We start from the raw sequence: 25569 nt of genomic DNA, 5'->3' as shown, positions 1-25569 counted from the left end.
AGTGAATCGAGGTCACGTTGGCGCAGCGCACCCAGGGCTCGCTCAAGGGCAACTGGTATCTGCTCGGGCCCGCGTTCGTCGCCGCGATCGCCTACGTCGACCCCGGAAACGTCGCGGCCAACGTCAGCGCCGGCTCACAGTACGGCTACCTGCTGTTGTGGGTGATCGTCGCGGCCAACGTCCTCGCGGGCCTGGTGCAGTACCTGTCGGCCAAGCTCGGGCTGGTCACCGGGCGATCGTTGCCGGCCGCTCTGGGCAAGCGGATGAGCAGCCCACTGCGGCTGGTGTATTGGGCGCAGGCCGAACTCGTGGCGATCGCCACCGACGCCGCCGAAGTCGTCGGCGGGGCCATCGCCCTACACATCCTGTTCGGCTTGCCGCTGATGGTCGGCGGGCTCATCACCGGCGTGGTGGCCTTGCTGTTGCTGGGCATTCAGGATCGGCGCGGACAGATCATCTTCGAGCGGGTCATCACCGGCTTGCTGCTGGTCATCGCGATCGGGTTCGCGGCGAGCTTCTTCGTCAAGACCGCGCCGCCCCACGACGTGCTGGGCGGCCTGGTGCCGAGGTTCCGCGGCACCGAGAGTGTGCTGCTGGCCGCCGCGATCCTGGGGGCCACCGTGATGCCGCATGCGGTGTACATGCATTCGGGTCTGGTGCTAGACCGGCACGGGCATCCCGACCATGGGTCGCATCGCCGCCTGCTGCTGCGGATCACCCGCTGGGACGTCGTCCTGGCGATGGCGGTGGCCGGCACGGTGAACGCCGCCATGCTGCTGGTCGCCGCGATCAACCTGCAGGACCGCAACGTGAGCGCCTCCATCGAGGGCGCCTATTCCGCCATCCACAACACGCTGGGGGCGACCATCGCGGTGCTGTTCGCGATCGGTCTCCTCGCGTCCGGGCTGGCGTCCTCGTCGGTGGGCGCCTACGCCGGCGCCATGATCATGCAGGGGCTGCTGCACCGGTCGATCCCGATGGTGGCGCGCCGCCTGATCACCCTGTGCCCCGCCCTGGTGATCCTGGCGGTCGGGTTCGACCCCACCCGCGCGTTGGTGCTGTCCCAGGTGGTGCTGTCGTTCGGCATTCCGTTTGCGGTGCTGCCTCTGATCAAGCTGACGAGCAACCGCGAGCTGATGGGCGACGACGCCAACCACCGCATCACGACGATTCTTGGCTGGGGCGTCGGCATATTGATTAGTCTGCTTAACATGGTGCTCGTCTGGCTGACGGTGACCGGCTGAATGCCGGCCCTGCGTCATCTGTACTTCGCATACGGCTCGAACCTATGCGTACGGCAGATGGCGCGCCGCTGTCCCGACGCCGCCGATCCGCGCCCCGCGGTCCTCGCCGACCACGACTGGCTGATCAACCAGCGAGGCGTGGCCACCGTCGAGCCGTTGGCCGGAAACCAGGTGCATGGGGTGCTCTGGCAGATCTCCGACGGCGACCTGGCGACCTTGGACAGCGCCGAGGGTGTGCCGGTGCGCTACCGGCGCGACCGGCTGACCGTGCACACCGACGACGGGCCGTCACCGGCCTGGGTCTACATCGACCACCGGGTGACGCCGGGCCCTCCCCGCCCGGGCTACCTGCCCACCATCATCGACGGTGCCGCGCAGCACGGGCTGCCCCCACGCTGGCTCGAGTTCTTGCGCCGCTGGGATCCGGCCGGCTGGCCGCGCCCGAAATCGTCGGCGGCGTGCGGGCCTGGGCCGCAGTCGTTTTCGGCGTTGCTGAGCGAGCCCGGGGTGGCCGAGAGCTGCCAATTGCGTTCGCGTTTCGGATTTTTGGCGATCCACGGCGGCGGACTGGAAGAGATGACCGACGTGATCGCCGAGCGCGCCGCCGAGGCCGCCGGTGCGTCCGTCTATGTGGTGCGTCATCCCGACCACTACCCGCATCACCTGCCGTCGGCCCTGTTCGATCCGGCCGAGTCGCCACGGCTCGCCGCTTTCCTCGACCATGTCGACGTCGCGGTGTCGCTGCACGGCTATGGCCGCGACGGGCGCAGCACACAGCTGCTGGCCGGTGGTCGCAACCGGGAGCTGGCTGCCCATTTGGCCCGCCACATCCGGCTGACCGGCTATCAGGTCATCACCGACCTCGACGACGTGCCACCGGAATTGCGCGGGCTGCACCCGCGGAACCCGGTGAACCGGGTGCGTCAGGGCGGAACCCAGCTGGAGCTCTCGGCGCGGGTCCGCGGGATCAGCCCGCGCAGCCCGCTGCCCGGCGATGACGGTTTGTCGTCGGTCACCAGCGCGCTGATCCAAGGGCTGGCCGAGGCCGCTCGTCGTTGGTCTATGTCGTCGGATCGCTAAAACGGAGGTTGTTGGTGGCCAAGGATTTTCGCTTCGGAATGAGCATGCGGTTCTTTAAGTCCCGCGAGGCGCTGCTCGACAAGGCCAAGCGGGCTGAAGACGCCGGTTTCGACATTCTTTGTGTGCCGGACCATTTGGGCGCGGCGGCGCCCTTCCCGACGCTGACCGCGGTCGCGATGGTCACCACCACGCTGAAGCTGAGCATGTATGTGCTCAACTCCGCCTTCTACAAGCCGGCCCTGCTCAGCCGGGACATGCAGGCCCTCGATCTGCTCAGCGACGGCCGCCTCGAAATCGGGCTGGGCACCGGCTACGTCCGCGAAGAGTTCGAAGCCGCCGAGATCCCCTATCCCAGCGCCGGTGCCCGCGTCGACTACCTCGAACACATGACGAAGTACCTGAAGGAACACCACCCGTCGACGCCGCTCATCATCGCCGGCAACGGCGACCGGGTGCTGACCATCGCCGCCCGCAACGCCGACATCATCGGCCTGACCGGCTCCAAGGTGCGCGCGGTCGAGGACCCGTTCGCCGAACGTGTCGATTTCGTCCGCAACGCCGCGGGGGATCGCTTCGACGCCCTGGAGCTGAATCTGGCGATCACGGCGATGCCGCGGGTCGGCGAGACCGAGCCGGACCTGAAGCTGACCCGCAGCTACGCGCCGGACCTGTCCGATGAGGAGATCCTGTCCCAGCCCTCGGTGCTCAGCGGTTCCCCCCGCGAAATCGCCGAGACGTTGATCGCGTACCGCGACAAGTACGGTGTCTCATCCTTCACCGTGCAGGACAACAACATCGAGAACTTCTCGAAGGTGATCGCCGAACTGCGCTGACGCCGTGGCCCTCGGCTTTTGATCCAGCCCGGTAAGCTCAGGCCGTCCGCCCTCGTAGCTCAGGGGATAGAGCACGGCTCTCCTAAAGCCGGTGTCGCAGGTTCGAATCCTGCCGGGGGCACTTTTGTTGTATGACGTCGGTTGATGCATGTCGTTTCGCCTTCGGGTGATGCTTGACGGTGTTTCGGCTGATGCTTGACAGCTACTTCGGCTGATCCTTGACACTCCCTAGATGAGGGAGTTGAGGACGAGGATGTTCCTATGACCACTGCACCGAACAGCGCCCTCATCCCCACATTCGCCGCACTGCGATTCGCCACCGGTGTCGCCGCATGGGCTGTACCGGCGAGGGCGGCGCGTCTGTTTGGGCTCGCTTCCGCGAGACAGCAGCCATTCATTACTCAGTTGTTCGGGTCTCGCGAACTGACTCTGGCGCTCGCGGTCACGGACCCGTCACAGCAGCTGCGCACCCGGGCGTTGCAATTGGGGCTGCTCACCGACGCACTGGACATCGTTGCAGCACTCCGCGGCGTCCAACGCCAGACCTTGCCGCCAGCCGGCGCATTCGTTACCGGGGGTGGCGCAGCGCTGTTTCTTGGCTTAGGCCTTGCTGCGTTGGCCAATCAACAACGCGCAAATGCTTCAACAAGATAAGCCGGTGGTGAGTTAGGCCCCTTCTCACTAGCCCCACGTTGCCCGTGGCGGTGTGACCTTGGACTTGTCGGCCGAGGACAAGTGCACCGCGTGGACACCCGGCTTCTTCGACAGCTGATCCAAAAGGCTTTCCAGGTGCGCCTTGTCGGTGTGCCAGTGCTGAACAGACTCCGGCGCCTCCTGCAGTTCCGCCAGGACCGTCTTCAGTTTGTCCGGGGTCTTGTCGTCGTTGTCCGACGAGCGGCGGCCCAATCCCCGGGTGGGGCTTGCGGCGACCGCGCGGGGCACCGCACCGCCCAGCGCTCCTCCGGCCAGGCCCGCCAGGCCCATCTGACCGAGGGCACCGGCGCCGGCCGCGACCGTCGGCGCGGCACCCGCGCTGGTGTACTCCAACACGGTGGCGGCCAGCTTGGCCGCGGGACTGGCCACGGCCCAGCTCGGCGGTACCGACAACGCCCCCGCCAGACCCGCATTGCCGAGACCTGCGGTCACCGCAGACGCGCCAACGGCTCCTGCGGCCGGGGTGCTCGAACCCAGCGAAGCGAACAGCGGCCCTTCGAGTTCGACGGCGGTGTCACCCCACGTCCGTGCCGTTGCCACCAGGCCCAAACTGAGGCTCAGCAACGTGTCGTTGACCGGGCGGATGCCTTTGGTGACGAACTCGATGTTCGCGGCGATCTTCGCCAACGGCGTGGAATTCAGGTTGTTCAACCATGTCGCCAATGACGACGGATCGGCCGCCGGCAATGCGGAAGGCGACGCGAAGCTTTGCAGCGTTCGCGGGGTCGACGACATCAGCTGCGCCAAGGCCGACTGCGCGTTGGCGGGCGCCGTACCGGCGGCTTGGGCGACCGCGCCCGATTGGCCGGCTCCTCCCGCTGGGTTGGTGGTTTGCGGTGGCGCGTTGAAGGGCTCCAATTGCGCAGCGATCGCCGAAGATCCGGCGTAGCCGTACATCGCGGCGGCGTCTTGCGCCCACATCTGTGCGTACTCCGCCTCGGTGGCCGCGATGGCGGCGGTGTTCTGCCCGAGAAGGTTCGTCGCCACCAGCGACGCCAGCCGGCCGCGGTTCTCCGCGATCGCCACCGGGGGCACCGTCGCGGTGAACGCGGCCTCGTACGCCGCCGCGGCCGCTCTGGCTCGAGAGGCGGCCTGTTCGGCTTGAGCGGCGGTCGTGCTCATCCACGCCGCATACGGCGCGGCCGCACCGGCCATGGTCAGCGAGGACGGCCCCTGCCAACCGCTGGTCAAGTTCGAGATCACCGACTCATACGACGTCGCCGCAGAGTGCAGTTGGGCGGCCAACCCATCCCATGCCGACGCCGCGGCCAACATTGAGCCTGCGCCTTCACCGGCGTACATTCGACCAGAGTTGATCTCCGGCGGAAATGCTCCGAAATCCATTGTCACTCCTTGTTCTTCGCGATAAGTAGTCCGTGCTATTCCTGCGGGTCGTCCGCGTTGATGACGATGATCGTGGCCGTGGTCGCGGCGCGCCCGAAACCGGCGCCGATGCCCGATGCCCGCGCGGAGCCACCGCCGGTGGCGGCCATGGCGCGCCCGACCAGACCCGACGCGGCCATGCTGGAGAACAGCGATCCCTCTCCTTCGGCCGCGAGGGCCGAAGGAGCGCCGGCAAAAGCGGTTTGTGGAATCACCGTGGCGACCGACCGGATCTCCGGGGCGGCCGCCGCCCATCCCGGCGGCACCGACAAGCGCCCGACGACGCCGGCACGACCGATGCCCGGCGACATTCCGGTTCCAGCGGCTCTCGGCGAGCTCACCATTTGCGTCCCCGAATTGACCTCGCCACCCAACCGCCCCAGCGCCGACCGGTCCCGGTCCAGCCTTTGCCGGGCACTGTTCACATTCGCCACGTTTTGGGGCACCAGGTAGTTTTCGACGCCCAGCAGATACGGGCTGCCGCCGATGCCGAACAATGACACCGGACCCAACGGGCCCGTGAGCGCCGAGTCGAATGCTGACAGCAGCGATGGTGGATCGGCGGCGGCGGCAGGCGTTGTCAGGGTCTGCAACGATTGCGGTACGGACGACATCAGTTGCGGGAGAGCCGATTCCGTGTTCGTCGCGACCGAGCCGCCGGTGGCCTGCGCGACGGCGGCGGCCTGTCCCGCGGTCCCGGCCGGATTGGTGCTACGCGGCGGCGGGGCGAATGGCGTCACCTGCGCGGCGGCCGCCGAGGCACCGGCGTAGCCGTACATCGCCGCGGCATCCTGGGCCCACATCTCGGCGTACTGGGCCTCGGTGGCCATGATCGCCGGGGTGTTCTGACCCAGAAAATTGGTCGCGATCAGCGCCATCAACTGCGCCCGATTGGCCGCGATGACCGGTGGCGGCACCGTCGCGAGGAACGCCGCCTCGTACGCGACCACCGCCGCCCTCGCCTGGCTGGCGGTCTGCTCGGCCTGGGCGGCGGTCGCACTCATCCATGCCGCATACGGCGCCGCCGCGGCGGCCATCATGCTCGATGAAGGACCGCGCCACCCGGCGGTCAGGTTCGAGATCACCGACTCGTAAGACGCTGCGGCGGCGTGCAACTGAGCTGCCAGCGCTTCCCAGGCCGCGGCGGCGGCCAGCATCGGCCCCGCCCCGGGGCCAGAGTACATTCGACCGGAGTTGACCTCCGGCGGCATCACTCCGAAATCCATTGCTATACCTCATAACTCGTTGCGGGACGCCCGAGGGCGACGTGAGTCGACCGCTGCATCGCCTGAATGATTTGATGAACTTCTGTAACCGCGCCCTATAGACGCGCGACTCGGCCGGATCGTGAGAGCGGTTATCCGCTGCGGCCCCGGCGATGTCCCGTTAGCGTTGTAGCGCGGACTGATTCAACGACGGGAACATGCATCCCACGGCAGAGCTGACATGCCTAGTACCGATGCCGCGACCAGATACGTTGCCGCGGTGTGAACTTGCTAGCTGGACACCGGTGTGCGCATCATCGGCGTGACGAAGCGACGCCAACCGTCGTCGACATGACGGTCAAAGCCGAAGGCTAGGAACCCCGGTTGCGCCACGGGCGGTGCCGCCGACGCTGCAGATAGGACTCGACGCGGCGGTTGTGCGTATTGGCGATGATTTCAATTGCGCGCCAGCTGTCTTGGCGTGTTTGCTCACGGGCGACCGAGGCGAGGCACAGCCGCATCCGCCCGAGCGGGCGGCCGGCCAAGGGGGTAAAACTGCGCGGGGCGATTGGACAAGCGCTCACCGCCGTCGATGACGGCGAACCCTCATCGACATATCTCATCGCGGTGCTCCTGCTTGCATATCAGATAAATGACAGACCACGATCGTACTTATTCCGGTCAGGCCGTGTCCAGTTTGCGTTCACGCCATACCGGCAGGTCGGCGCGCGTCCGCACCTGCGCAAACCCGCTCACGACCCCCACCAGAGCGGCACCCCGAAAAGCCCAGAGCAAATGCAATCAAGTCCCACAAAGCGCAGGAATGCGGACTACCATCGATACCGTGCGCGTAAGGGAAGAAACGTAGCGACCGTCGCTTCGTTGGGGCATAGCACTTGCCGGGCCTGCGATGCGGAAGCTAGTCGCCACACAGATGGCCGTTGGGGCTTTAATGCTCAGCGGGGCGATCGCACACGCTGAGGACCAGCCGCCACCGCCTCCTCCCGCCCCTTCGTTCTACGCACCGAAGTGCCTGAGTTTCGATCCCAATCCGCCGGCGCACTGGAACTACCTGCCGTGCGGATGGACAACGGATGGCAAGCGGTGGATTCCGCTGCCTCCGTAGCCGATACCGCGTGACCTCGCCCCGCGAAATTCCCTCAGCCGCTGACTAACTGGCCTTGAGGTGTCCGCCTCCCCGGCAGCTAACGCCGCAGACGCCCGCATCCCCCCGGGCGTCTGCGAGCGAAAGCGCCTGGTCAATCGGGAGCCCGCTGCAATCCAAACCGTTGACCACCAGGCCCAGACTGATGGCGCCGTCCGCGCGGGCGCTCTCGATGCACACCTCGATGTCTCGGAGCCCCGGCCTGCCCACGGTCCAATAATCCGGGCGGTGCCCATCGAACACCGTGTGATCGTCCGCGCCGTCACCGCTCTCCCGCAGTTCGCCCGCCGATGAGACAGGCACGTCGTCGGGTAACGCGGCCGCGGCGAGAGGAGTGAGCGGATCAGCAAGACCGCAACAGTTGTCGTGATACTCCAAGGCGATCATCATCGCCCTCCTCTCACCAGACCATCGTATCTTCGACGGCGACGTTTCCTACGGCAACACGGTGTGCATCAGCATCACGTCGTACGCCGACCACAGCGACAGGTTGAAGTACAGGTCCCGTCCCGACGACCAGGGATGGATCATCGGCGCATAGATGCCGCCGGGCATCTGGAACGAGGACACCAGCGGTTGCGGGGGACTCCACGGCCCCTGCGGCGCCGGCGCGGTCCGTGCGATGACGTCGTTGCTGCCGCCGTCGGTGTAGAGGACCAGGTATTGCTTGAGGTAACTGTTGTACTGGGCCGACATTTCGCCCACCGGCGCCGGGAAGATCGGCGTCGCCGCACCCGGATTGTTCGGGACCCAACGACCGCCCTCGTCGCCGTTCCAGTATTGGTACTTGGTCAGGTCCGGCAATTGGTTCGGTGGAACCCGCGAGAGGAAGGCCGCGCCGCCGCGACCCGACGGCGTCCCGAACTGGTAGATGTAGCCGTCCTTGCCCTTCAAGAACGCGCCCATCTGGAAGTTCTCGTTTCCAGGCGTAAACCCGGCTCCCGGAATGGCATCCGCGGACGCCGTGCGGATCGTGGTGGGGAAGATCCCCCAGTTCTGGCCGTTGTCGTTGGACCGCGCGATCGCCGAATAGTTCGTTGTCCATTCGCCGTCACGGCCCCACTGGCGGATGGACATGTAGCTCATGTACTGGGTTCTGCCCATCGACATCGCCCCGGTCGGAATGATTCCCGTCTCGTGCGCGGCCTTGTGGATGGTGTTGACGACCTGTTTGGAGAGCCCGGGCGCCCACACCGGCGAGCCGGAATACTTGTCGTTCGGCACGCCGTCGGCGATGTGGATTCCCTTGGACAGATCGCGATCGTTGCTGCGGAACAGGGTGTTGTAGCGCCACTGCTGGCCGTGCACCTTGCAGTAGCCGAAGGTGTCACCGAAGGCCATCAGCACCTGGCGGTTGACGGGATCGCCGTTGTCCCAGGCAATCCCGAGGTCGGTGCCGGAGATGCCGAACCGTTGCAGCGTTTTGTTGGGGCCGTCCGGCCCGGTGACCCAGTCGACGAGGGACGTCGGAGCGCCCGCGATCGACGGAGGCGGCGGGCCCGGCTCGGGTTGCGGCTGCGGCACCGGGGCGGCGTTCGGCCGTAGCGGGTTGGCGTTCGGCAGTTGCGGGACCGCGGGCGGGTTGGGAGCCGGAGGCAGGACCTCGGCTTGCTGTTGCAGCGGCGCGGAGGGTCCGGGTCCCGGCGTCGGCCCCTCGGCTCGCGGATGGACCGGCGCGGAGTAGCGCTGCCCCGGCGTCGCCGGCTTGAGCAACGAGGAGATCAGCGGACCCAGCCTCGGCAGCGGCGCCTGGTCATTCGTGTGACTGGGCCTGCGCCCGGTCGGCGGCTGCACGACCGGCTGAGGCGCGGGCATCGCCGGCTGCGCGGCGGGAGGGTCGACGTTTGCCTCGGGGGCACCGCATGGCGTGGCGTGGGCGGTAGGCGCGGGCCCCACCACGAGGACGAATCCGACAGCGGCCGCCGACGCCATCGATAGCGACACACTTCGAAGAATCGCCGACATGTAACACCTTTCGAGGGGTAGGACACCGCGCTGACGTCCGTAGTTGGCTCATGTGACGATAGTGATCTGCGGGGCATATGTGACCAACGATGAACCGATAGGTATGCATCCGTGACCGTGTCGCAACGCGGCAGTCGCCGCCCCGACTTCCCTCGCGTGGCATTAGCTGGAAGCAATATGTAAGCTGCTAATCGGCGTTTCTGATTTTGCCAACGCTGCCACTGGCTGGGTCAGGTATCGACCCGGAAGATGTCACGATGGACCGCAGACCGACCCGCCCCGGGGGGTGAGCCCGCCCCGGGCCTTCCACCCGGTCGCCAAGAGCCGGTCGCGTCCTCACAAGTGGCCGCCTGCCCCCGCGGGGTCGTCGCCGGCCGGGGGTGGACGTCGCGGCTACTTTGCTGGGACGGCCGCAAAACGAACGGCCGACGGGTGCGCATATCGGCTTACACCGCAGCCTCGCGCGACGCCACGATGCGGGGTGGCCGCTTCGCGGTGGGACTGGCCGCACGACGGCGCAACCCCACCACATCGCCGCAGCTCAGACTTCCGGCCGACCGCCTGCCCGAGTGCCCCGCGCGCACCCGGAAAAGGTGAATCGACGTTAACCGGACCCGGCGCCGTCGGCGGCCCGGCATCAACGAGACGTCAAATAGATTGAGGCCGCATGTTTGTCGGCACCGCTGGGGGGCAATGATCCAACAGTAGGCGAGTGCGTCGGCCGGCCTTCGCGCCCGCCTAGGTCCCGTCGGTTCAGCCCGAGAGCCGACGGGGCCGCCCTCTTTGGACCGCCCAGGGACCCGCGCCGGCCCGCCGATAGGCCCTCAACAACCGCCCCGCCCGGGAGTACCGTCGGCGTATGGATCGCTCCTCCGGTGTGTGGATTCTCGGCGGTTACCAAAGCGATTTTGCTCGCAACCTCACCAGGGAAGGCCACGACTTCGCCGCGCTGACCGCCGAGGTCGTCGACGCGACGCTGGCAACGGCCAAGCTGGACGCGGCCGGCATCGAAGTGGTGCACGTCGGCAACGCCTTCGGCGAGATGTTCGCCCGGCAGGGCCACCTCGGGGCGATGCCCGCCACGGTCTGCGACGGCCTCTGGGACACCCCGGCGTCGCGCCACGAAGCCGCCTGCGCTTCCGGCAGCGTGGCGGCGCTGGCGGCGATGGCCGATCTGCGGTCGGGCGCCTACGACACCGCGCTGGTAGTGGGCATCGAGCTCGAGAAAACGGTCCCGGGCGACACCGCCGCGCAGCATCTGGGGGCCGCGGCATGGACCGGTCACGAGGGGGCCGACGCGCGCTACCTGTGGCCGTCCATGTTCGCCCGGGTGGCCGACGAGTACGACCGCCGGTACGGACTGGACGACGCGCACCTGCGGGCCATCGCCCAGCTCAACTTCGCCAACGCCCGCCGCAACCCCAACGCCCAGACCCGCGGGTGGACCGTCGCCGATCCCATCACCGACGACGACGACGCCAACCCGATCACCGAGGGCCGGCTGCGACGCTTCGACTGCAGCCAAATGACCGACGGCGGCGCGGGATTGGTGCTCGTCAACGACGCCTACCTGCGCAACCACCCCGACGCGCGCCCGATCGGCCGGATCGAGGGCTGGGGTCATCGCACCGTCGGGCTGGGGCTGCAGCAGAAACTGGACCGTGCCGGCGACGATCTCTACGTGTTGCCGCATGTGCGGGCGGCGGTGCTCGACGCGCTGCGCCGGGCGGGGCGCGGCCTCGACGACATCGACGGGTTCGAGGTGCACGACTGCTTCACTCCCAGCGAGTACTTGGCCATCGACCACATCGGGTTGACCGGCCCGGGCGAGTCATGGAAGGCGATCGAAAACGGCGAGATCGAGATCGGGGGGAGGCTGCCGATCAATCCCAGCGGCGGGTTGATCGGTGGCGGGCATCCGGTGGGCGCCTCCGGGGTGCGGATGCTGCTCGACGCGGCCAAGCAGGTCAGCGGCGCCGCCGGCGACTATCAGGTCGACGGTGCGCAAACCTTCGGGACCCTCAATTTCGGCGGCAGCACCGCCACCACCGTGAGTTTCGTTGTCAGCAAAGGCGGTTGAGATGGACTTGCCAAAAGATATAGCGATCGTCGGCAAGTTCCTGTCCACCCTTCCCGAGGACGACGACCACCCCTACCGGACGGGCCCGTGGCGTCCCCAGACCACCGAGTGGGACGCCGACGACCTGGCCGCGGTCGAGGGTGAGATCCCGGGCGACCTGGACGGCGTCTATCTGCGCAACACCGAGAACCCGCTGCACCCCGCGTTCAAGACCTATCACCCCTTCGACGGCGACGGCATGCTGCACGTGGTCGGCTTCCGCGACGGAAAGGCCTTCTACCGCAACCGTTTTATCCGCACCGACGGATTCCTGGCCGAGAACGAGGCCGGCGGGCCGCTGTGGCCGGGGCTGGCCGAGCCCGTGCAACTGGCGCAGGGCCCGCAAGGCTGGGGCGCGCGAACGCGGATGAAGGACGCGTCGAGCACCGACGTCATCGTGCATCGCGGCGTCGCGCTGAGCAGTTTCTACCAGTGCGGCGACCTGTACCGAATCGACCCGTATTCGGGTGACACGCTCGGCAAGGAGTCCTGGAACGGGCGCTTCCCGACCGCGTGGGGCGTGTCCGCACACCCCAAGGTAGACAACGCAACCGGTGAACTGCTGTTCTTCAACTACAGCAAGCAAGACCCGTACATGCATTACGGTGTCGTCGACGAGCGCAACGAACTGACTCACTACGTCGACATCCCGCTGCCCGGTCCGCGCCTCCCCCACGACATGGCGTTCACCGAAAACTACGCCATTCTCAACGATTTCCCGTTGTTCTGGGATCCTCAGCTGCTCGAGCACGACGTGCACCTGCCGCGCTTCCACCCCGACATCCCGTCGCGGTTCGCGGTGATCCCGCGCCGCGGCGGGACCGAGGACATTCGCTGGTTCGAGGCCGACCCCACGTTCGTGCTGCACTTCACCAACGCCTACGAGGATGGCGACGAGATCGTGCTCGACGGCTTCTTCGAAGGCGACCCGTCCCCGCTCGATACCGGTGGAACCAAGTGGGACAAACTGTTCCGCTTCTTAGCCCTGGATCGCCTGCAGGCACGCCTGCACCGGTGGCGTTTCAACCTGGTCACCGGCGAGGTGCGCGAAGAGCGGCTCTTCGAATCCGTCACCGAGTTCGGCACCATCAACCCCGGCTACGCGGCCGCCGACTACCGCTACGTCTATGCGGCCACGGGCAAGCCGGGTTGGTTCCTGTTCGACGGCCTGGTCAAACACGACCTGCGCACCGGAACCGAGGAGCGGTTCTCGTTCGGGGACGGCGTCTACGGCAGCGAGACCGCGATGGCACCGCGCGTCGGCGGCACCGGCGAAGACGACGGCTACCTGATCACGCTCACCACCGATATGAATACCGACGCCTCGTATTGCCTCGTGTTCGACGCCACCCGCCCCGGCGACGGGCCGGTGTGCAAACTCCCACTGCCGGAACGGATTTCCAGCGGCACCCACTCGACCTGGGCGCCCGGCTCCGAGCTGCGCCGCTGGGACACCGCCGAGTCCGCCGCGGACGCGATCGGACTGTGATGAGCACCGACCAGCACAAGCACCACCGCACGACGCACTGGCCGCCGCAGTTGGCCCCCATCGGCGGCATCCGCTTCGCGCGCCGCTCCTCGCACTTCGCGGAAACGGTGCGGTTCTACCGCGACCTCGTCGGCCTGCCGCTCTACGAGACGTTCGAGGACAGCTACGGCAGCAACGGCGCGATCTTCGGGCTCCCCAGCTGGAACCTCACCATGGAGATCGTGCAGGCCGCCGACGACGTCGCGGTGGACCCCCATGAACAGCTCTGTCTTTATTTTCCGAACCCCCAAGCACAACGAGCCGCACTCGCGCGCCTGCACGACGCGGGCGTCGAACCCGTCGACCAGCACCCGTACTGGGCGGCCACGGGCGCGATCACCTATCGGGATCCCGACGGGCGCGAGATCGTATTCGCGCCCTTCGTGTTCGGCGTCAACGAGCCCGACACCAGCGCCGCTTCGGGGAAGCACGAGTTCCCGTCGGCGTGAGGGCTCAGCGCCGCGGCCGTCCCGAGGCCAACGCCGAGATCACCGCCACGATCGAGCACGCTGCGGCGCACACCGCGCCGCCCGCACCGACGTAGAGGCCGTATTCGGCCGACACCGGCGGGTTGACGTTGAGCTTGTAGTACCACACCGTCAGCGCCACGATCAACAGCGAAATCAGCAGCGCCGCAACCGAAGCGAGCTTCACCGACAATCCTCGGCCCATCATTGCGCCGGCCACCAGCAGGGTCGAGGCCAGCAGCACGATGAGCTGGCCGGCGCCGAACCCCGGGGGCAGTTCCAAGTTGCCGTGGGCGCCTCCGATGGCGTTGGCCCAGCCCCCGCCGTTGACCGCCGTCCTCAGCCACGGCAGCCACGCGCTGGCCGAAACCACCACGGCGAAAAACGCCACCAGCCAACCGGGGCGCAGTCGGCGAGTCATGGTAGCGAGGTTAACCGACTCCGCCGCCGGTCCGCGGCACCGAGCGTCGTCCTAGCGTGGCGGCGCTCGTCGGCTAGGCCTGCAGCGATGACAGGTTGAACGGGGCGCCCGTCGGATCGGTCGCGGCGGCCAGCCGTCCATACGGGGTGTCCTCGGCGTCGCGCACCACAGCGCCGCCATTGTCGACGATCACTCGCAGGGTCTTGTCGACGTCCTCGGCGCCGAAGAAGGTCACCCAGTTCGACGGGACGGCCTCGGGTAGCAGCGAGGCGCCGTCCATCACGCCGAGCAATTGCTCGTCGCCGAACCACGCTGTGGTGTAGCGGAATTCGTCGGTATCGGACTCGGATTCGGTACGCCAGCCGAGGACGTCGCGGTAGAAGTCGAGGGCCGCACCGTAGTCGCGGGTGGTCAGCTGATGCCAGACGGGGGCGCCGGCCGCTCCGATGATCTCGAAACCGCGGTGCTGCAGCGGCTGCCACAAACCGAACGTCGCGCCGGCGGGGTCGGTCGCCAGGCCCATATGGCCCTTGGCGGGCACCTCCATCGCCATGCAGACCGAACCGCCCGCCCCGGTCACCGCGGCCAGCGTGGTCTGGATGTCGGCGGTGTGGAAATAGGTAACCCAGCGGTCCGGCGCCTCGGCCCCGGCCCGGTTGGCCATGATCCCGGCGACGGGGTGGCCGCCCTTGGCTGCGTTGACATATCCGCCGTACTCGGGCCCGGCGGATTCGAACGTCCAGCCGAAGACCGTGCCGTAGAAATCCTGGGCGCGGGCGACGTCGGACGTGGTCAGATCGATCCAGCATGGGGCGCCCAGCGGGGCGCTGTCACGAATAGGCATGGTGACCTCCTGATGATGTGTCCCCGGAAGAAAGGGGGTTCACACTATCGACCGCGCCCGAGGCGAAAACTCATCGGCGGGCGATCAGCGATGCCCGTTGCTGCTCGGATCGGGCCGGGTGAACACCGTCACGAAGTTCTCCAGCGACTGGTCGATATCGCCGCGCAGTGCGGCGGCGACGATCATGCCGATGGGGCCGAACAGTGCGGGGCCACCGAGGTGCACGTCGAAACTGACGAGGGAGCCGTCCCCTTTGGGCTGGATCTTGGCCATCAGCTTGACCTTGACCCCGCCGACTCCGTCGCCGTTGAGCGTCATGCCCTCGGGTGGCTTGTAGCGCACGACCGTCCATTTGATCCGGTTGGGCATGCCCTTGACCTCGACAATCGACTCGACGACCGAGCCCTTCTCGATCTCGTCGGGCAATGCGCTGCGCCACACCCGGTGGATGGTCAGCCAATCCTTGTACCGGGACAGGTCGGAGGCGTGCTGCCAGGCCACCTCGGGCGGCAGCGGGACATCGATGGATCCGGAAAGCTTGGCCATGGCTCAGTTCTGCTGGTCGCCCGTGTCCGCGGCGCCGGCCGCCTTCTTCGCCTGCTCCTGCACCTGGTGAATGGTGTCGGAGTATTTGCCCTGCGTCTTTTCGTCGACGAACTCGCCTGCCTTGTCGATGGCCGTCTCGACCTTGTCGGCGTTCTGCCACAACAGATCCTTGGCCTTGTCCAGGAATCCCATGTGCCCTCCCTTTTTCCGGCATCGTACTTGCCCGGTGAAACCGGCCGGCGCCGAGTTCGCTGTGCTCAGCGCCACAGCCGCGGCTGCACGCCCAGCATCCTGGCGCGGATCCACCACATGGCCTCGACCGCGGCTACGCCCAGCAGACCGATCCCCAGCGCGGTCGCGGTCACCGTGACATTGGACGGATCCAGCAGGAACTGCTTGCGGGCCAGGGGGAGGCTGAAGATCACCACATACGCCAGGCCCGAGACGATTACGAGCGCCACCCGCCACCACTGGTAGGGCCGTGCGACCACCGCGAGCACCCACAGGGCCGTCATGAGCAAGGTGATCAGGGCCGCGGTCGACGCCTGATCCTGTTGCTGGAAGCCGGCGTGCCGGCCAGGGTAGGCGGCCAGGTACGACGCGAAGGTCGCGGTGCCGACGATCAGCCCGGACGGCAGCGCCGAGCTCAGCACCCGGCGCACGAAACCGGGCTCGGCGCGCTCGATGTTGGGCGCCAGGGACAGGATGAACGACGGTATTCCGATGGTGAACCACGCCGCGATGGTGACGTGGATCGGCTGGAACGGATACAGCAACGGATCGGCTTTCAACGCTTTGGAAAACAGGCATTCGATGCCCACCAACAACGCCAGCAGCACCGAGTACACCGTCTTGGTCAGGAACAGGTTGGCGACCCGCTCGATGTTGCCGATCACGCGTCGGCCCTCGCCGACCACGTACGGTAGCGTGGCAAACCTGTTGTCCAGCAGGACGATCTGTGCGACGGCACGGGAAGCCGGGCTGCCGGCCCCCATCGCGACACCGATATCGGCGTCCTTGAGGGCCAGCACGTCGTTGACGCCATCACCGGTCATCGCGACGGTGTGTCCGTGCGATTGCAGGGCGTGCACAACGGCGCGCTTCTGATCCGGCCGCACCCGGCCGAACGTGGTATGGGTGTCCAGCGCGTCAGCCAATTGCACCGGGTCTGAGGATAGTTGGCGCGCATCCATCGTCTCGCCGTGCAGCCCGAGCTTGTCGGCGACGGCGCCGACCGAGACGGCATTGTCCCCGGACAACACTTTGACCACAACACCCTGATCGGCAAAGTAATCCAGCGTCTCCCGCGCGTCCGGGCGGACCTTCTGTTCGAGGACCACCAGTGCGACGGGGATGACATGCCCGGGTGCATTCGGGTGGTCGACGGCCACCTCCCCGGCGCCTACAAGCAGCACCCGCAGCCCTTGCGCCCCGATCCGCTCCGCCTGTCCAGCCGCCGCGGACGCAGGCTCGAGCAACACGTCGGGCGCCCCCATCACCCAGTTGCCGTGGCCTTCGAAGGACACGCCGCTCCATTTGGTGGCCGACTTGAAAGGTGCTGTCGCCGTGGCGGTCCAGCCGGGGGGCTCGTGATAGGTCTCGGCGATCGCCCGCATGCTGCCGTTGGGCCGCGGGTCGGCGGCGGCCAACGCGGCCAGCACGTCGGCGATCCGATCCCGATCCTCGGCATCGTCGAGCTCGTCGACCCGCGCGACCCGCATGCCGCTTTCGGTCAGGGTGCCCGTCTTGTCCGCGCAGACCACGTCGACCCGCGCGAGTCCCTCGATGGCGGGAAGCTCCTGCACCAGGCAGCGGCGCTGACCGAGCCGGACCACCCCGACAGCGAACGCGACCGATGTCAGCAGGACGAGCCCTTCGGGCACCATCGGCACCAGCGCGCCCACCGTCCGCAGCACGGACTCCCGCCAGCCCGCGTGCGTGGTGAACAGCTGGGTGTAGATCGTCAGCAGGCCGGCGGGCACCAACAGGTAGGTGATGAACTGCAGGATGCGGTTGATGCCGTTGCGCAGTTCGGATTTCACCAGGGTGAACTTGCTGGCCTCCTCGGCGAGCTTGGCCGCGTAGGCGTCCGGCCCGACCTTGGTGGCCCGGTAGGCGCCGGCGCCCGCGACGACGAAACTGCCCGACATCACCGCGCCGCCGACGGCCTTGGAGATCGGGTCGGCCTCACCGGTCAGCAGCGACTCGTCGACTTCCAGGTTCGCCTCTTCGACGACCTCTCCGTCGACGACGACCTGATCACCGGGCCCCAGCTCGATGATGTCGTCGAGCACCACCTCCTCGGGCGGCACCGCCCGCGTCCCGGATTGCCTGCGCACCAATGGTTTTGCTTGCCCGACGATCGCGAGCTTGTCCAGTGTCTGCTTGGCCCGGATCTCCTGAACCATGCCGACGACGCTGTTGGCGATGATCAGCAGGCCGAACATCCCGTTGATCAGCGAACCCGTCGACAGCACGATCAGCAGCAACACCCCCAGGATCGCGTTGATCCGGGTGAACACGTTGGCCCGGACGATATCGGTGATGCTGCGCGTCGCGCGTTTCCGTACCGCGTTGCTCTGGCCGTCGGCAACGCGCTGGGCCACCTCGGCATCGGTCAGGCCGTGGATCAGCGATAGGCTCATCGGGCGAAGGTCCCCAGCTTCTCCGAGTCGTAGTACTCCAGGTTGAGGGTGTTGCCGGAGAACACAGCTTTGGAAATCGTTCCGGGCGGTGCGTTTTCGTCGGTCAATGGGAACGCGAAGGTGTCGCCGTCCCAGTGGGTGAGGGTGACCGTCCGGTTTTTCGGGCCCATCGCCAATTGCAGGGCGCCGTCGTGTTCGGTCACGATGGCCGGGCCCCAGTAGTCGCTGGCGTACACGCCGGTGTAGTCGCCGAGCGGCTTGGCCGGGGCGGCGTTGGCGGGGGGTTGCTTGCCGACCAGCGAGCCCACCGGATCGTTCAGCCAGCCGATCGCCTTCTTGTACAAGGGGCCCCAATCCTCGCGGATCTGGCCGTACTGGACGAGGTCCATGAATTCGGCGGTCAGCGTTTCCGGGATGCCGTAGGGCGCACCGTTGGTCAGCGCGATGATGCCCAAGTCCTCCGACGGCATCGCCACGAAGTTCGTCGCCGCCCCCAAATCGAAAGCGCCGGAATGGCTGTACTCGGTGCGGCCCGAGGAGTCGACCGACGCGTTGAAGCCGTATCCGTAGAATCCCGTGCGCGCCTTGGGGTTCGTCGCGGGCGCCGACACCATCTGCGGGCTGGTGGCGGGCAGCAGGGCTTCCGGCGAGGCGATCCGCCGGCCGTTGTACGTTCCGTTGCCCAGCACCATCATCAGCCAGCGCGCCATGTCGTTCACCGAGGAACTCACGCCGCCCGCGGGTGACTGGGGATCGGGGTCACGCTGGAAGCGGGCCTCCCACTTGTCGGCGACCTTGATGTGGTTGACCGCACGGTTGGGCCGGGCGATGAAGTCGGCGAAGCGCGAACTCGTCGACGTCATTCCCAGGGGGCGGTAGAGCACCTCGTCGGACAGGTCCTCCCATGACTTGCCGGCCGCGGCCGCCACGGCCTCCGCGCCGGCGGTGATCCCATAGTTGGTGTAGGCGTAGCTGATCCGGAAGGGTGCCAGCGGCAGATACCTGAGCCGCTCGAGGGTCTGACGACGGTCGTAGCCCAGGTCTTCGAGTTTGTCGCCCGCGTGATCGGGCAGCCCGGAGCGATGCGAATACACGTCGGCGACGGTCACATGGCTGCTGACATAGGGATCGCCGAGCGTGAACCAGGGCAACTTTGCGGCCACTGGGGTGTCCCAGGCGACGACGTGATCGCTGACCTCGTGCGCGATCACCGTCGCGCCAACCGATTTGGACACCGAGGCCAGCTGGAAGACGGTGTCGGCGTCCACCTTGTTGCCTTGCCCGTCGCCCTTGCTCACATCCTTGACACCGAAGCCCTTGGCGTACAACACTTTCCCGCCGTGGACAACGGCGACCGCCATTCCCGGCACGCCGGTGTTCTTCATCAGGTCGCCGACCAGGCCGTCGATCTTGGCGACGGCATCGTCGATGCGGCCGGCAGGAATCGCCACGCCGGCCACTTGGTTGGGCGGGACGTCAGACAGTGTGGACGGGGCCCCGGCGGTCGGCTGCGCGGAGCCGCATCCCGTCAATCCGAGCAGCACCGAGATGGCAGCGACCGCGCGTTTGGTCATGGCGCACTCTAACGCGGTGGGGTTGCCGGACTCCGGAATCAGAGCTGCCACCACGGGTTCGATTTCACCGGGGCCGCGAGATCAATGCGCTGGCCCGGCACCGGAACCGCCACGTTCACCTGCTCGGGCTCCGCGGCGGCGAGCAGCCGCTCGACCGGTTCGGCCCACGGGTGCGGGGCCAACCGGAAGGTGCCCCAGTGGATCGGCACCAACAGCCCCCCGTCGGTGACGTCCAGGTGCGCCCGCAGCGCCTCCTCGGGGTTCATGTGCACGTCGGGCCACGCCGTGTTGTAGGCCCCGATGGGCAGCAGGGTCAGGTCGAACGGTCCGTGGTCGGCGCCGATCTGGGCGAAGCTCTTCGTGTACCCGGTGTCGCCGCCGAAGTACGCGCGATGGGTCGGCCCGCGAAAGACCCACGACGCCCACAGCGTCGTGTTGCGATCCAGGAAGCGCCCCGAAAAATGCCGCGCCGGCACGCACACCACGGTGAGCTCGTCGACCGTCGCGCTCTGGTGCCAATCGAGCTCGACGATGCGGTGCTCGGGTATCCCCCACCTGCGCAGGTGGGCGCCGACACCGAGCGGAACGAAGAACGGGGACCGCTGCGTGCGGGCCAACGCCCGAATCGTGTCGATGTCGAGGTGGTCGTAGTGATCGTGGCTGATCACCACCGCGTCGACGGCGGGCAACCCCTCGAGTTGAATCGGCGGCGGGTGCAGCCGCTGCGGCCCGACGACGTCCGACGGCGAACACCGGTCGCTCCACACCGGATCGGTGAGCACCCGGTAGCCGTCGATTTCCACCAGCGCCGTGGAGTGGCCGAACCAGCTGACGGCCAGCCCGCTGGGATCCGCGCGGAAGACCCCGGGGGCCGTCAGCGGGATCGGCCCGCGCGGCCGGCTTCCACCCCGGTTGCCGACCAGCTCCCACGCGATGAGCCGCAGTTGCTCGCGGTCCATCTTGGTTTCCGAGGCGGGCTCGAGGTTGACGAAGACGCCGTCGCGACAGTTCGGGGACCCCGCGGTCGCCGCGGCGATCGATGCGGGGTGGGCGCCGAGGGCGTCCGGCGCGCCGTGCAGCGCGCGCAGCAGCCAACCCCCGCCCGCCAGCGACGCCGTGCCGGCGATCAGCCGTAGCGTCCCCCGCATGGCTCGTCAGGCCCCCTGGAACTTCGGTGGCCGCTTCTCGATACGCGCGACCTGGGCCTCGATGACGTCCTGGCTGCCCCACGCCTTGTCGAAAAGCTCCTTGTGCACCGGGCCGGCCTCCTCGATGGCGCCGTCGTCGTTGAGCACCCGCTTGGCGTGCTGGATCGCCAGCGGGGCCAGGCCGGCGATCTCGGCGGCCCAGGCCTGGGCGTCGGACAGCATCCCGATGCGGTTGGCCATCCCGGTCTGCAGGGCCACGTCCGCCGTCAGCTTTTCGGCGGCCAGCAGCATCGCGCGGGCCCGGCCGTGACCGACCAGTGAAGCCAGGCGCCGGATGCTCCAGTTGTCAAGGGCCAGACCGTATTTCGATGTGGGGAATTGGAAGAAGGCGTCCGGCGCGACGACCCGGAGATCGCATTGCATGGCCAGCTGCAGGCCCGCGCCGATGGCCGGGCCGTTGATGGCGCCGATCACCGGGATGAGGGTGGCGTCCAAGACCCTGTGCAGCTCGATGAGGCGGTCGGGATAGTCGGCGGCGAATGCGTCACCGCTCAGGTCCGCGCCGGCGCAGAACACCGTGCCCTGCCCGGTCAGCACGATCGCCCGGGTGGAGCCGTCGCCCGCCTTCAGCACCGCCTCGCGCAGCTCCTCGACGAGCTGGGAATTCAAGGCGTTGCGGCGCTCGGGGCGCTGCAACTCGATGGTCAAAACCGCTTCGGCCTGGCTGACACCGATCATGGCAGCCACCCTATATAGCCTCGTCACGTGAGTCGTATCACGGCTGGTCAACTACGCGACGCGGTCCTGGACGAGAATTCCTTCATCCGCTGGGACAGCGAGCCGCTCGCCGTGCCGGCCAGCGCCGCCTATGCGCGAGAGCTGGCCGATGCCCGCGCCGCGACGGGCCTGGACGAATCCGTGCTGACCGGCGAAGGGCGCATCTTCGGGCGCCGGGTCGCGGTGGTGGTCTGCGAATTCGGCTTTCTGGGTGGCTCGATCGGGGTGGCCGCCGCCGAACGGATCACCGCGGCGGTGCAGCGGGCGACCGCCGAGGGGCTGCCGCTACTGGCCTCGCCGAGCTCCGGCGGCACCCGCATGCAAGAGGGCACGGTCGCGTTCCTGCAGATGGTGAAGATCGCCGCGGCCGTCCGGCTGCACACCCGGGCTCACCTGCCCTACCTGGTCTATCTGCGCAATCCGACCACCGGTGGGGTCTTCGCGTCGTGGGGCTCGCTGGGCCACGTCACGCTCGCCGAACCGGGCGCGTTGATCGGCTTCCTCGGACCTCGCGTGTACCAGCTGCTCTACGGCGAACCGTTCCCCGAGGGCGTGCAGACCGCGGAGAACCTGCAGCGGCACGGCGTGATCGACGACGTCATCCCGCTCGACGAGCTGCGCCCGACGCTGGACCGAGCGATGACCGTCATCGCCGACCCGCCCGGGCCGCTGCCCACGCCGCCACCACCCGAACCGACACCCGACGTCGCGGCGTGGGATTCGGTGGTGGCATCGCGGCGTCCGGACCGGCCGGGCGTCGGACTTCTGTTGCGGCACGGCGCAACCGACCAGGTGCTGTTGTCGGGGACCGGCCGGGGAGAGGCGGCGACGACGCTGCTGGCGCTGGCCCGATTCGCCGGTCAGCCGGTGGTGGTGCTCGGCCAGCGGCGGATAGCGGGCGGCCGGGCGAGCACCGTGGGCCCCGCGTCGTTGCGCGAGGTCCGGCGCGGCATGGCGCTGGCCGCCGAGTTGCGCCTGCCGCTGGTGCTGGTGATCGACACGGCGGGACCGGCGCTGTCGGCCGACGCCGAACAGGGCGGGCTCGCCGGGCAGATCGCCCAGTGCCTGGCCGAGCTGGTGACCCTGGACACCCCGACGGTCTCCGTGCTGCTGGGCCAGGGCAGCGGCGGGCCGGCGCTGGCGATGGTGCCGGCCGATCGGGTGTTGGCCGCGCTGCACGGCTGGCTGGCGCCGCTACCGCCGGAAGGCGCGAGCGCGATCGTCTTCCGCGACACCGATCACGCCGCCGAACTTGCCGCCGCACAAGGCATCCGGTCGACCGACCTGTTGGCGTCCGGGATCGTCGACGTCGTCGTCGCGGAACATCCCGATGCCGCCGACGAGCCCGTCGAGTTCTCGCGGCGACTCTCACGCGCCATCGCCGCCGAGGTGCAGGCGTTGCGCGGGATACCCGCCTCCGAGCGGCTGGCCGCCCGGCTGCAGCGCTACCGCAACATCGGTCTGCCCTGAAACGCTCGCGACGGTGGTGCCTCCCGCATCCATAGGCGGCAATCAGGCAAGATGGGCGGCATGGACACAGGAGCTAGCTCACCTCGGGTCTTGGTCGTCGACGACGACTCCGATGTGCTCGCGTCGCTGGAACGTGGCCTGCGCCTGTCCGGGTTCGAGGTGTCGACCGCGGTCGACGGCGCCGAGGCGTTGCGCAGCGCCACCGAAACGCGGCCGGACGCGATCGTGCTCGACATCAACATGCCGGTGCTGGACGGGGTCAGCGTCGTCACCGCGCTGCGCGCCATGGACAACGACGTCCCGGTCTGCGTGCTCTCCGCCCGCAGCTCGGTCGACGACCGGGTGGCGGGCCTGGAGGCCGGCGCCGACGATTACCTGGTCAAACCGTTCGTGCTGGCCGAGCTGGTCGCGCGGGTCAAAGCGCTGCTGCGCCGCCGCGGCGCCACCGCCACCTCCTCGTCGGAGACCATCACGGTGGGACCGCTGGAAGTCGACATCCCCGGCCGGCGGGCTCGCGTCAACGGCGTCGACGTCGACCTGACCAAGCGGGAATTCGACCTGCTGGCGGTGCTGGCCGAACACAAGACCGCGGTCCTGTCCCGTGCGCAGCTACTCGAGCTGGTATGGGGCTATGACTTTGCCGCCGACACCAACGTCGTCGACGTCTTCATCGGATACCTGCGCCGCAAGCTCGAGGCCCACGGCGGGCCCCGGCTGCTGCACACCGTGCGCGGAGTGGGATTCGTGCTGCGCATGCAGTAACCCGGTCGAGCGGCCATGAACTTCCTGTCCCGGATCCTGACCCGTACGCCGTCGCTACGGGCCCGGGTCGCGGTCGCGACGGCGATCGGCACCGCGATCGTGGTGGTGATCGCGGGGGCGGTCGTGTGGTTCGGCATCACCAGCGCCTGGAAGGAGCGGCTGGACCGCCGCCTGGACGAGGCGGCCGGTTTCGCCATCCCCTTCCTGCCCCGGGGCCTCGACGACATCCCGCGCGCACCCCACGACCAGGACACCGTGATCACCGTCCGGCGCGACGGCCAGGTCAAGTCCAACTCGGACGTCACACTGCCGCCGCTGGAGGTGGGGTATGCAGACACCTACATCAACGGGGTGCGCTATCGCGTCCGAACCTTGGAGGTCGCCACGCCGCAGCCGGCGACGGTGGCAGTGGGCGCGACGTACTACGACACGATCGCCCAGACCAACAACCTGCATCGCCGGGTGATCCTGATCTGTGCGCTGTCGATCGGCGCGGCGGCGGTGTTCGCTTGGCTCCTGGCGGCTTTCGCGGTGCGGCCGTTCAAACGCCTGGCCCAGCAAGCCCGTTCGATCGACGCCGACGAACGGCCGCAAGTGGCGGTGCGCGGTGCCACCGAGGCGGTCGAGATCGCCGAGGCCATGCGGGGCATGCTGCAGCGCATCTGGACCGAGCAGGACCGGACCAAGGATGCGCTCGCGTCTGCGCGCGACTTCGCCGCCGTGTCCTCGCACGAGCTGCGCACCCCCCTGACCGCGATGCGCACCAACCTCGAAGTGCTCTCCACCCTGGACATGCCGGACGAACAACGCAAAGAGGTGCTGGGCGACGTCATCCGCACGCAGTCGCGCATCGAGGCCACGCTGACCGCCCTCGAGCGCCTGGCCCAGGGCGAGCTGTCGACGTCCGACGATCACGTGCCGGTCGACATCACCGAGCTGCTCGACCGCGCCGCCCACGACGCCACCCGCGTCTACCCCGGGGTCGACGTCTCACTGGTGCCCTCGCCCACCTGCATCATCGTCGGGCTGCCGGCCGGGTTGCGCCTCGCGGTCGACAACGCGATCGCCAATGCCGTCAAGCATGGCGGCGCCACCCGCGTCGAGCTGTCGGCGGTCAGCTCCCGCGCCGGCGTGGAGATCGCCATCGACGACAACGGGCGCGGCGTCCCGGAGGACGAGCGCCAGGTGGTGTTCGCGCGGTTCTCCCGCGGATCGACGGCCTCGCATTCCGGGTCGGGCCTGGGATTGGCCTTGGTAGCCCAGCAGGCCGAGCTGCACGGCGGGACTGCCGAGCTGGAAAGCAGCCCGCTGGGCGGTGCGCGGCTGGTGCTGCGACTACCCGGACCCAGTTAGCCGCGGGCCGTCGGCGGCTATCCGCCCCCTCCCGAGTCGGGCAGACTGGAGCGATGGCCAACGGCAGCAAACCCACCGACAACGACACCCTGGCACACATCCGCGAACTGGTCGCCGAAGAAAAAGCGCTGCGGGCCCAACTGCAGCGCGGTGACATCGACACGTCGGAGGAACATGACCGCCTTCGGCGCATGGAGATCGAACTCGACCAGTGCTGGGATCTGCTGCGGCAGCGCCGGGCGCTCCGCGAGAGCGGCGGCGACCCGCGCGAGGCGGAGGTGCGGCCGCCCGACGAGGTCGAGGGCTACCTGAGCTGAGCGGCCACG

The 25569-nt window shown here is 68.1% G+C and carries 24 protein-coding genes and 1 tRNA gene; 13 read left to right on the top strand and 12 right to left on the bottom strand.

The annotated features are described in order from the left end of the window. Positions 1-17: 17 nt before the first annotated feature. From OCQ_RS04600 to OCQ_RS25785, 5 genes are all read left to right on the top strand, one after another. Positions 18-1244, top strand: a complete 1227-nt coding sequence (locus OCQ_RS04600; protein ID WP_008253939.1) for an Nramp family divalent metal transporter — start codon at positions 18-20, stop codon at positions 1242-1244. Continuing rightward, positions 1245-2324 carry a poly-gamma-glutamate hydrolase family protein gene (locus OCQ_RS04595; RefSeq protein ID WP_041784809.1) on the top strand — a complete coding sequence of 360 codons (1080 nt, stop codon included), beginning with the start codon at positions 1245-1247 and terminating at the stop codon, positions 2322-2324. An 8-nt stretch (positions 2325-2332) separates the two neighbouring features. Then, a complete protein-coding gene (locus tag OCQ_RS04590) occupies positions 2333-3157 on the top strand; it encodes an LLM class F420-dependent oxidoreductase (RefSeq protein WP_009953038.1) in 825 nt (274 codons plus the stop codon). 48 nt (positions 3158-3205) lie between these two features. Continuing rightward, positions 3206-3278, top strand: a tRNA-Arg gene (locus tag OCQ_RS04585). A gap of 140 nt (positions 3279-3418) precedes the next feature. Next, the gene (locus OCQ_RS25785; protein ID WP_080552569.1) at positions 3419-3811 is read left to right on the top strand and encodes a hypothetical protein; all 393 of its coding nucleotides are present in this window, start codon (positions 3419-3421) and stop codon (positions 3809-3811) included. Positions 3812-3838: 27 nt separating this feature from the next. Here the strand turns inward: OCQ_RS25785 and OCQ_RS04580 are convergent, their stop codons facing one another. Both OCQ_RS04580 and OCQ_RS04575 read right to left on the bottom strand, forming a co-directional pair. Next, positions 3839-5215 (bottom strand): PPE family protein, encoded by a 1377-nt coding sequence (locus tag OCQ_RS04580; protein WP_041784808.1) that lies wholly within the window; start codon positions 5213-5215, stop codon positions 3839-3841. A gap of 35 nt (positions 5216-5250) precedes the next feature. Next, on the bottom strand, positions 5251-6480 hold the full coding sequence (locus OCQ_RS04575) for a PPE family protein (RefSeq protein ID WP_020188652.1): 1230 nt from the start codon (positions 6478-6480) through the stop codon (positions 5251-5253). A gap of 889 nt (positions 6481-7369) precedes the next feature. Between OCQ_RS04575 and OCQ_RS27260 the strand changes: the two genes are divergently transcribed. Next, positions 7370-7585 carry a hypothetical protein gene (locus OCQ_RS27260; protein ID WP_080587915.1) on the top strand — a complete coding sequence of 72 codons (216 nt, stop codon included), beginning with the start codon at positions 7370-7372 and terminating at the stop codon, positions 7583-7585. Positions 7586-7630: 45 nt separating this feature from the next. On the opposite strand, the gene OCQ_RS04570 is transcribed toward OCQ_RS27260, so the two are convergent. Together OCQ_RS04570 and OCQ_RS04565 are read right to left on the bottom strand one after the other, a co-directional pair. Further along, positions 7631-8011, bottom strand: coding sequence for a hypothetical protein (locus OCQ_RS04570; RefSeq protein ID WP_026071406.1), 381 nt, complete (start codon positions 8009-8011; stop codon positions 7631-7633). A gap of 48 nt (positions 8012-8059) precedes the next feature. Then, positions 8060-9589: a DUF4185 domain-containing protein gene (locus OCQ_RS04565; RefSeq protein ID WP_014381863.1), complete on the bottom strand. Its 1530-nt coding sequence runs from the start codon at positions 9587-9589 to the stop codon at positions 8060-8062. Positions 9590-10448: 859 nt separating this feature from the next. On the opposite strand from OCQ_RS04565, the gene OCQ_RS04560 reads away from it, so the two are divergent. The 3 genes from OCQ_RS04560 to OCQ_RS04550 are packed head-to-tail and all read left to right on the top strand — an operon-like array spanning position 10449 to position 13685. Continuing rightward, a complete protein-coding gene (locus OCQ_RS04560) occupies positions 10449-11669 on the top strand; it encodes an acetyl-CoA acetyltransferase (protein ID WP_009957327.1) in 1221 nt (406 codons plus the stop codon). Between the two features lies 1 nt (position 11670). Beyond that, positions 11671-13197, top strand: a complete 1527-nt coding sequence (locus OCQ_RS04555) for a carotenoid oxygenase family protein (RefSeq protein ID WP_014381862.1) — start codon at positions 11671-11673, stop codon at positions 13195-13197. After that, entirely contained in the window at positions 13197-13685 is a 489-nt protein-coding gene (locus OCQ_RS04550) for a VOC family protein (protein WP_008253915.1), read from the top strand. Before OCQ_RS04555 ends, OCQ_RS04550 begins: the two co-directional genes overlap by 1 nt. A gap of 4 nt (positions 13686-13689) precedes the next feature. Here OCQ_RS04550 and OCQ_RS04545 read toward each other — a convergent pair whose 3' ends face one another. From OCQ_RS04545 to OCQ_RS04510, 8 genes are all read right to left on the bottom strand, one after another. Next, complete coding sequence (locus tag OCQ_RS04545) at positions 13690-14124, bottom strand: hypothetical protein (protein ID WP_008253914.1); 435 nt, start codon at positions 14122-14124, stop codon at positions 13690-13692. 73 nt (positions 14125-14197) lie between these two features. Continuing rightward, the gene (locus tag OCQ_RS04540; RefSeq protein ID WP_008253913.1) at positions 14198-14968 is read right to left on the bottom strand and encodes a VOC family protein; all 771 of its coding nucleotides are present in this window, start codon (positions 14966-14968) and stop codon (positions 14198-14200) included. A gap of 84 nt (positions 14969-15052) precedes the next feature. Continuing rightward, positions 15053-15514 carry a type II toxin-antitoxin system Rv0910 family toxin gene (locus OCQ_RS04535; RefSeq protein ID WP_008253911.1) on the bottom strand — a complete coding sequence of 154 codons (462 nt, stop codon included), beginning with the start codon at positions 15512-15514 and terminating at the stop codon, positions 15053-15055. 3 nt (positions 15515-15517) lie between these two features. Further along, the gene (locus OCQ_RS04530) at positions 15518-15706 is read right to left on the bottom strand and encodes an antitoxin (RefSeq protein ID WP_008253910.1); all 189 of its coding nucleotides are present in this window, start codon (positions 15704-15706) and stop codon (positions 15518-15520) included. Positions 15707-15771: 65 nt separating this feature from the next. Continuing rightward, complete coding sequence (locus tag OCQ_RS04525; RefSeq protein ID WP_014383899.1) at positions 15772-18159, bottom strand: cation-translocating P-type ATPase; 2388 nt, start codon at positions 18157-18159, stop codon at positions 15772-15774. Then, positions 18156-19733, bottom strand: coding sequence for a serine hydrolase (locus OCQ_RS04520; protein WP_014383898.1), 1578 nt, complete (start codon positions 19731-19733; stop codon positions 18156-18158). The genes OCQ_RS04525 and OCQ_RS04520 overlap by 4 nt, the downstream gene beginning before the upstream one ends. Positions 19734-19771: 38 nt before the next feature. Further along, on the bottom strand, positions 19772-20881 hold the full coding sequence (locus tag OCQ_RS04515; RefSeq protein WP_009957318.1) for an MBL fold metallo-hydrolase: 1110 nt from the start codon (positions 20879-20881) through the stop codon (positions 19772-19774). 6 nt (positions 20882-20887) lie between these two features. Then, the gene (locus tag OCQ_RS04510; protein ID WP_014383897.1) at positions 20888-21619 is read right to left on the bottom strand and encodes an enoyl-CoA hydratase; all 732 of its coding nucleotides are present in this window, start codon (positions 21617-21619) and stop codon (positions 20888-20890) included. 27 nt (positions 21620-21646) lie between these two features. Between OCQ_RS04510 and OCQ_RS04505 the strand changes: the two genes are divergently transcribed. Genes OCQ_RS04505 through OCQ_RS04490 form a run of 4 tightly spaced genes read left to right on the top strand, consistent with a single transcriptional unit; the run spans position 21647 to position 25560 of the window. Beyond that, complete coding sequence (locus tag OCQ_RS04505; RefSeq protein ID WP_014383896.1) at positions 21647-23128, top strand: acetyl-coenzyme A carboxylase carboxyl transferase subunits beta/alpha; 1482 nt, start codon at positions 21647-21649, stop codon at positions 23126-23128. A gap of 51 nt (positions 23129-23179) precedes the next feature. Then, entirely contained in the window at positions 23180-23890 is a 711-nt protein-coding gene (prrA, locus tag OCQ_RS04500) for a two-component system response regulator PrrA (protein ID WP_008253900.1), read from the top strand. Between the two features lie 15 nt (positions 23891-23905). Next, on the top strand, positions 23906-25243 hold the full coding sequence (locus OCQ_RS04495) for a sensor histidine kinase (RefSeq protein ID WP_008253899.1): 1338 nt from the start codon (positions 23906-23908) through the stop codon (positions 25241-25243). Positions 25244-25296: 53 nt separating this feature from the next. Beyond that, the gene (locus OCQ_RS04490) at positions 25297-25560 is read left to right on the top strand and encodes a DUF2630 family protein (RefSeq protein WP_008253898.1); all 264 of its coding nucleotides are present in this window, start codon (positions 25297-25299) and stop codon (positions 25558-25560) included. The last annotated feature ends 9 nt before the right edge of the window (positions 25561-25569 follow it).

It is taken from the genome of Mycobacterium paraintracellulare, assembly GCF_000276825.1.
GTDB lineage: Bacteria > Actinomycetota > Actinomycetes > Mycobacteriales > Mycobacteriaceae > Mycobacterium > Mycobacterium intracellulare.
The sequence above is the reverse complement of the archived record's forward strand: the minus strand, read 5'-3'. Positions and strand labels throughout refer to the sequence as shown.

Coding starts and splice junctions, on each gene's coding strand:
- OCQ_RS04595 (WP_041784809.1), top strand. CDS start 1,245: ATGCCGGCCCTGCGTCATCTGTACTTCGCATACGGCTCGAACCTATGC.
- OCQ_RS04555 (WP_014381862.1), top strand. CDS start 11,671: ATGGACTTGCCAAAAGATATAGCGATCGTCGGCAAGTTCCTGTCCACC.
- OCQ_RS04545 (WP_008253914.1), bottom strand. CDS start 14,124: ATGACTCGCCGACTGCGCCCCGGTTGGCTGGTGGCGTTTTTCGCCGTG.
- OCQ_RS04510 (WP_014383897.1), bottom strand. CDS start 21,619: ATGATCGGTGTCAGCCAGGCCGAAGCGGTTTTGACCATCGAGTTGCAG.
- OCQ_RS04490 (WP_008253898.1), top strand. CDS start 25,297: ATGGCCAACGGCAGCAAACCCACCGACAACGACACCCTGGCACACATC.
- OCQ_RS04575 (WP_020188652.1), bottom strand. CDS start 6,480: ATGGATTTCGGAGTGATGCCGCCGGAGGTCAACTCCGGTCGAATGTAC.
- OCQ_RS04495 (WP_008253899.1), top strand. CDS start 23,906: ATGAACTTCCTGTCCCGGATCCTGACCCGTACGCCGTCGCTACGGGCC.
- prrA (WP_008253900.1), top strand. CDS start 23,180: ATGGGCGGCATGGACACAGGAGCTAGCTCACCTCGGGTCTTGGTCGTC.
- OCQ_RS04570 (WP_026071406.1), bottom strand. CDS start 8,011: ATGATCGCCTTGGAGTATCACGACAACTGTTGCGGTCTTGCTGATCCG.
- OCQ_RS04550 (WP_008253915.1), top strand. CDS start 13,197: ATGAGCACCGACCAGCACAAGCACCACCGCACGACGCACTGGCCGCCG.
- OCQ_RS04525 (WP_014383899.1), bottom strand. CDS start 18,159: ATGAGCCTATCGCTGATCCACGGCCTGACCGATGCCGAGGTGGCCCAG.
- OCQ_RS04535 (WP_008253911.1), bottom strand. CDS start 15,514: ATGGCCAAGCTTTCCGGATCCATCGATGTCCCGCTGCCGCCCGAGGTG.
- OCQ_RS04520 (WP_014383898.1), bottom strand. CDS start 19,733: ATGACCAAACGCGCGGTCGCTGCCATCTCGGTGCTGCTCGGATTGACG.
- OCQ_RS04540 (WP_008253913.1), bottom strand. CDS start 14,968: ATGCCTATTCGTGACAGCGCCCCGCTGGGCGCCCCATGCTGGATCGAT.
- OCQ_RS27260 (WP_080587915.1), top strand. CDS start 7,370: ATGCGGAAGCTAGTCGCCACACAGATGGCCGTTGGGGCTTTAATGCTC.
- OCQ_RS25785 (WP_080552569.1), top strand. CDS start 3,419: ATGACCACTGCACCGAACAGCGCCCTCATCCCCACATTCGCCGCACTG.
- OCQ_RS04515 (WP_009957318.1), bottom strand. CDS start 20,881: ATGCGGGGGACGCTACGGCTGATCGCCGGCACGGCGTCGCTGGCGGGC.
- OCQ_RS04580 (WP_041784808.1), bottom strand. CDS start 5,215: ATGGATTTCGGAGCATTTCCGCCGGAGATCAACTCTGGTCGAATGTAC.
- OCQ_RS04565 (WP_014381863.1), bottom strand. CDS start 9,589: ATGTCGGCGATTCTTCGAAGTGTGTCGCTATCGATGGCGTCGGCGGCC.
- OCQ_RS04560 (WP_009957327.1), top strand. CDS start 10,449: ATGGATCGCTCCTCCGGTGTGTGGATTCTCGGCGGTTACCAAAGCGAT.
- OCQ_RS04530 (WP_008253910.1), bottom strand. CDS start 15,706: ATGGGATTCCTGGACAAGGCCAAGGATCTGTTGTGGCAGAACGCCGAC.